The organism is Bacillus sp. SIMBA_074 (assembly GCF_046534555.1).
Taxonomy (GTDB): Bacteria; Bacillota; Bacilli; order Bacillales; family Bacillaceae_G; genus Bacillus_A; species Bacillus_A mycoides.
In genome coordinates this window covers 1-6,081 of the sequence record NZ_JAWRYM010000061.1, presented here as the reverse complement: position 1 = coordinate 6,081, position 6,081 = coordinate 1, and the positions used below count along the sequence as shown (strand labels likewise).

Genomic DNA, 6,081 nt, shown 5'->3' with positions numbered 1-6,081 from the left:
CCCCATAAAAAAATCCCCTCCATAATAAACAGTAAAGTAACTTTCTTTCAACTGTCTACTATAAGGGGATCATATCACAATACCCAAAATCGATTTTGTAATCTAATTTGGGTTCCAATTTTATCATTTTAGCCAAGAAGACTCCTTCCTCAAGGAACGCGAAGTGAGTAGGTGGGAGATGAATGGGCTTCGGACAAGAGATGGCAGGAAGCCATCTTAATTGTTCGACATACATAAACTGTTACTTCACTATCTATCGAATGTACGTTTGTTATACAATAGACACATGCCTAAATGGAGGTGAAATGAATGATGATTAATAAAGCATATGAATTTCGTATCTATCCAAATAAAACACAAGCAACCCTAATTAATAAAACGATTGGCTGTTCTCGTTTTGTATTCAATCATTTCCTATCTCTATGGGATAACGCATACAAAGAGACAGGGAAAGGTTTGACATATGGTACATGCTCTGCCAAACTTCCTGCCATGAAGAAAGAGTTTGTTTGGCTCAAAGAAGTGGATAGTATTGCGATTCAGTCGTCTGTTCGCAACCTTGCGGATGCTTATACACGCTTTTTCAAAAAACAAACTAGTACCCCGCGTTTCAAATCTAAGAAAAACAACGTACAATCTTACACCACAAAACAAACAAATGAAAACATTGCCATTGTAGGAAAAAAGATAAAGTTGCCGAAACTAGGTCTTGTTCGATTTGCCAAGAGTCGCGAAGTAAAGGGACGTATTGTAAATGCTACAGTTAGACGGAACCCTTCTGGCAGATACTTTGTGTCATTGCTAGTTGAAACAGAAGTGCAAGAACTTCCAAAAACACAATCTTACATCGGAATGGATGTGGGACTAAAAGATTTCGCCATTTTGTCAGATGGAACAACCTATAAAAATCCGAAGTTTTTTCGGTCATTAGAAGAGAAGTTGGCGAAAGCGCAGCGTGTTCTTTCTAGAAGAATAAAAGGATCTTCTCGCTGGAATAAACAGCGAGTAAAAGTAGCTAGAATTCATGAATACATGACGAATGCTAGAAAAGATTACTTGGACAAAGTCTCAACTGAAATCATCAAAAACCACGATGTTATCGGTATAGAGGATTTGCAAGTATCGAATATGTTAAAGAATCATAAGTTAGCAAAAGCGATTAGTGAAGTATCATGGTCGCAATTTCGATCCATGTTAGAATACAAAGCAAAATGGTACGGCAAACAAGTCATTGTTGTATCAAAAACATTTGCTTCCAGCCAATTATGTTCTTGTTGTGGATATCAAAACAAAGACGTTAAAAATCTAAACCTACGTAAATGGGACTGCCCTTCTTGTCGTACACACCATGATAGGGATATTAACGCAAGTATTAATCTAAAGAATGAAGCGATAAGGCTTCTAACCACAAGGACTGTGGAGCTAGCCTAATCAATTAGAGTTCGTTAGAACTCTTTACTTAGGAATCCCTCACTTCTAAACGAAGTGAAAGTGGGGGTAGTTCAATTGACAGTACTTCATTCATTTCGAAACATGGGCTTTCTTTCCGGCTAAATGTTTTGTCATGTCTATATTCCCCCTTCTTATCTAATTGAGATTGACTTTTAATTTATAATCATTATAATTATATATAAATTATTAAAAAAAAATCAATATAGATTTATGTTCTTTGATGTGATACTATATATTTCTGGTTCTGTTGCAAAGCTTTCGAAACGAAGTTATGCTTTTGAAAAGATAAACGGAAGCGTAATAAGTTAGATACTTTAAAGTAAAACAATTCAAAAAAGATATTATTTGGGTGTTTTTGCTCATATCTGCGAAATGGGGGAATTAGCTTAATTGGGGTCACTTTCCATCACCATCAAGCTAAGAAAATATCCCCAAAATAAAAAAATAACTTCTCAAGATGAAAATGTACAATTCTATTTTGAGAGCGTTATAAAATTCTTAAGTTGATGGATATATATGGTAACTCATACGAATTAACGGCCAGTATTGTTTTGTGAAAAAAATGTCGAAATTATGCGAAATTTGAATTTTTTTGTCTTGTTATACTTTATATTTAGTGCTAAACTCATAATACAAAGAAAGAGTAGTTGAAAAAGATCCTCCTTTAAACCGAAAATATTGAAAATTCAGTCTAATATACGTCTAATTGATATTTACGCTTACTACTCTTTCTTTGTTTTATTTTATATATTATATCGGGTATAGATAGCGAGGTGACTGAGATGTGATTAATTGGTAAAAGTAGAGTGTGAGTATTCTGTTATTCTTATGACACCTTAATCACTTAAGTGCACATTTATTAAAAATATTTGTAAAGGGAATTGAGGCCATTGTACCAATCTAGCAATGTGAAGTTTGGTTTCATGCAAATAAAGAAATAAGCAACTACAATTAATTATGAGTCTAATCATTATGCTGAGAATTTAATTGAAGGTTTGGTGTAGCGAGATTTAGCCATAGAGTTTATAAGTCATGTAGATTGTGATTAAAATTCTAAATTCATAAGCTAACACAAATTAGTGAACGTTACTGTTCATTCTTTTAAAAAGCATAGGACTACTTAATTATAAAAATAGGAAATGATATATAAGAGGTACATGAATAAACAAAATTATTTGTCGTTTTTACTAAATGAATCAAAATTTAAGCAGAGGTTTAGCACAAGCACTTAAGGATGACATTTCGGTGTATGTAGAGGGAGTATAAAATATAGAGTTTATCCCAAATGAGGTATTAATTTATGTGTGGTTTTTTTAATTACAAAATCAGTTACAAAAGTTACAGAAGCTATTTTTGGTATCTAAATAGTTTTATATTATGGATGAGAGCATGGGGATAATGCCTGTAGGAGGGGGCAAAAGGTTCTGGTAAATAAAATTATGAATCAATAAGAAGGTGCTATCAAATTGGTACATACTGATGCTATGAATCTGAAAATAATGAAAAGTGGTATGAATAAACTAATAGCATCGAAATGAAAACATTATTAATCAGAAATTTATGCTATCCATAAGATGGTAGATATGATAAAAGCTTTCAAGATTTGATAGGAATGATGATACACGTAAATTCAATAGTTATAATAATATCAATAACTATTAAACTTGTAAATAGTAAACTTAGTAAAATTAATGTTAGATTAAAGAATTGAAGCTTATTGGAGAGTAGAAAAATTGTTTATAGAAATCTATTTTCAAGTTTTTAGTTTATAACAGTTGAAAGAAACGGAATGCCATCAGCCTATTAAGTCATTGTCATTGTATATTCATATTAGAATCCATCTAATAATAATTTATAGGAGAATGACATGATAAAAAGAGTAACTTCGATTTTTTCGATTATAATGATTTTTATATTTACTATAGGTCAGAATTTCACATCTATAATAGCAAATGCACAAGAATTAAATAAAATAGGACTAGTTGATAGTTTTACATTCGATAAAACGGAACTAAATGTTGGTGAACAGACGAGAATACGCGTTAATTTTAGTGAAAAACCTGGATTGGAAATAAAAACGGGAGATACATTAACATTAGCGTTACCCCCGGAATTAAAAGGATTCAAGGGAACGATTCCATTGAACAATGAGCAAGGGCAAAATTTTGGTACTTGTCAAATAAATACAACTAATGTGGTATGTACATTTAGTGATGTAGCTGAGAAACTTCTAAATGTTAGGGGACATTTTTATTTTCAAGTTGAAGCGACTCAGGATGTAGCAGCGGGAGAAAAGAAAACAATCAATACGGATCTAGGTACAAATTTAGAGTCTCAAAAAGTAACGATTACTGGTCCAACTAATAATGGGGGGACTAGCCCTGGAACAATGCACTCTAAAGGGGGCAGTATTAAACCGGAAGATACCAATATAGTAAATTGGTGGTTAAATATAAATGGTGCAAAACAAAATGTAGATACAGATATTGTTTTGACAGATACTTTGGGACCGGGACAAACACTTAATCAAGATAGTTTCCGTATTGGAGGATTTGCCGCTCCAATGACACCTGAAGCATTCCAAGCCCAAGGTTATGGAACGGTTACTTTTATGGGTGATAACGCGTTTAAAGTTGTGATGAATAAGGATAAGGCAAGCGGTATTACTTTTGCTTTCTCCTACACATCTACTATAACTGCAAGTGGAAAGAGTCAACCATATTTTGATAATCAATATACGGTTGATTACAAGATTACGAATGAAAATCCTGTATCAACTTCGGGTAGTGCCAGAGTTAACAATATCGATCAGGGCGGTGGTGCGCAAGGCGATTTACCTCCTAAAGGAACGGTAAGAATTGTGAAGCACATTGCCGGAGATGAAACAAAATTTATACCGAATGTTTCATTTAACTTATATACAGAGTCAGGTCAGCAAATTGGCGGTACGTATACAACGGATGGACAAGGTATGGTGGAGGTTCCAGATTTAGACCCAGGCAATTACTATGTACAGGAGATTGCGGGTCCAAACTATTTGGATTTCGATCCGCAAGTAAAAGTGCCTTTTAAAATTGATGCAAATGCTGAAAAAGGCGTAAAGCTTACTATTCCGAATAAAGTGAAAACGACATCTGTTTCAGGAACGAAAACTTGGAATGACAACAATGCAACAGATCGCCCAAGCTCAATCCAAGTAGAGTTACTGCAAAATGGAAATTCAATCCAAACACAAGATGTATTAGCAGCGAATAACTGGAACTATACGTTTGCAGATTTACCAGCATATGATAATGATGGTAATACTTATACGTATACAGTAAAAGAAAAACCGGTAGCGGGATACAAATCGGAAGTAAATGGCTACAACATTACGAATACAAAAGATGCAAAAACATCTGTTTCAGGAACGAAAACTTGGAATGACAACAATGCAACAGATCGTCCAAGCTCAATCCAAGTAGACTTATTGCAAAATGGAAACGTAATCCAAACACAAGAAGTAACAGCGGCAAACGGTTGGAAGTATACATTTGCAGACTTAGCGCAATATGATGCAAATGGTGTTGCTTATACGTATACAGTAAAAGAAAAACCGGTGGCGGGATACAAATCGGAAGTAAATGGCTACAATATTACAAATACAAAAGTAGCGAAAATGACAGTAGAAGGAACGAAGACGTGGAAAGACGGAAATGCAACAGACCGTCCGGTAACGATCAAAGTAGACTTACTACAAAATGGAAATGTAATCGAAACACAGGACGTTACAGCAGCAAATGGTTGGAAATATACATTTACAAATTTAGAATCATATGATGCGAGCGGTGTTGCTTATACGTATAAAGTAAAAGAACAACCGATAGATGGATATAAATCTGAAGTTCATGGTTATGACATTACGAATACAAAAGTAGCACAAACAACAGTAGAAGGTACGAAAACGTGGAAGGACGGAAACGCAACAAATCGTCCGGCAACAATCAAAGTAGACTTACTACAAAATGGCAAAGTGGTTGCGACGCAAGAAGTAAGTGAAGCAACAGGCTGGAAATATGGATTCAAAGACTTAGCGGCATATGATGCCGAAGGCAATGCATACAAGTATGAAGTAAAAGAACAACCGGTGGATGGATATAAATCTGAAGTAAAAGGTTATGACATTACAAATACAAAAGTAGCGCAAACAATAGTAGAAGGAACAAAAACGTGGAAGGACGGAAACGCAACAAATCGTCCGGCAACAATCAAGGTAGACTTACTACAAAACGGTCAGGTCATCAATACACAAGAAGTAAGTGAAGCAACAGGCTGGAAATATGGATTCAAAGACTTAGCGACATATGATGCCGAAGGCAACGCGTACAAGTATGAAGTAAAAGAACAACCAGTAGATGGATATAAATCCGAAGTTCACGGTTATGACATTACGAATACAAAAGTAGCGCAAACAACAGTAGAAGGAACAAAAACGTGGAAAGATGGCAATGCGACAGATCGTCCGAAAACAATCAAAGTAGATGTACTACAAAACGGTCAGGTCATCAATACACAAGAAGTAAGTGAAGCAACAGGTTGGAAATATGGATTCAAAGACTTAGCGGCATATGATGCCGAAGGCAATGCGTA

At 34.8% G+C, this 6,081-nt stretch carries 2 protein-coding genes; both read left to right on the top strand.

Features of this window, described 5'->3' with window-relative positions; genetic code table 11:
• Window positions 1-309 precede the first annotated feature (309 nt).
• Window positions 310-1,431, top strand: coding sequence for an IS200/IS605 family element RNA-guided endonuclease TnpB (tnpB, locus tag SB773_RS29605; RefSeq protein ID WP_410593769.1), 1,122 nt, complete (start codon window positions 310-312; stop codon window positions 1,429-1,431).
• Between the two features lie 1,888 nt (window positions 1,432-3,319).
• Window positions 3,320-6,081: Cna B-type domain-containing protein (locus SB773_RS29600; RefSeq protein WP_410593767.1), on the top strand; the 2,762-nt coding region annotated here is incomplete at its 3' end.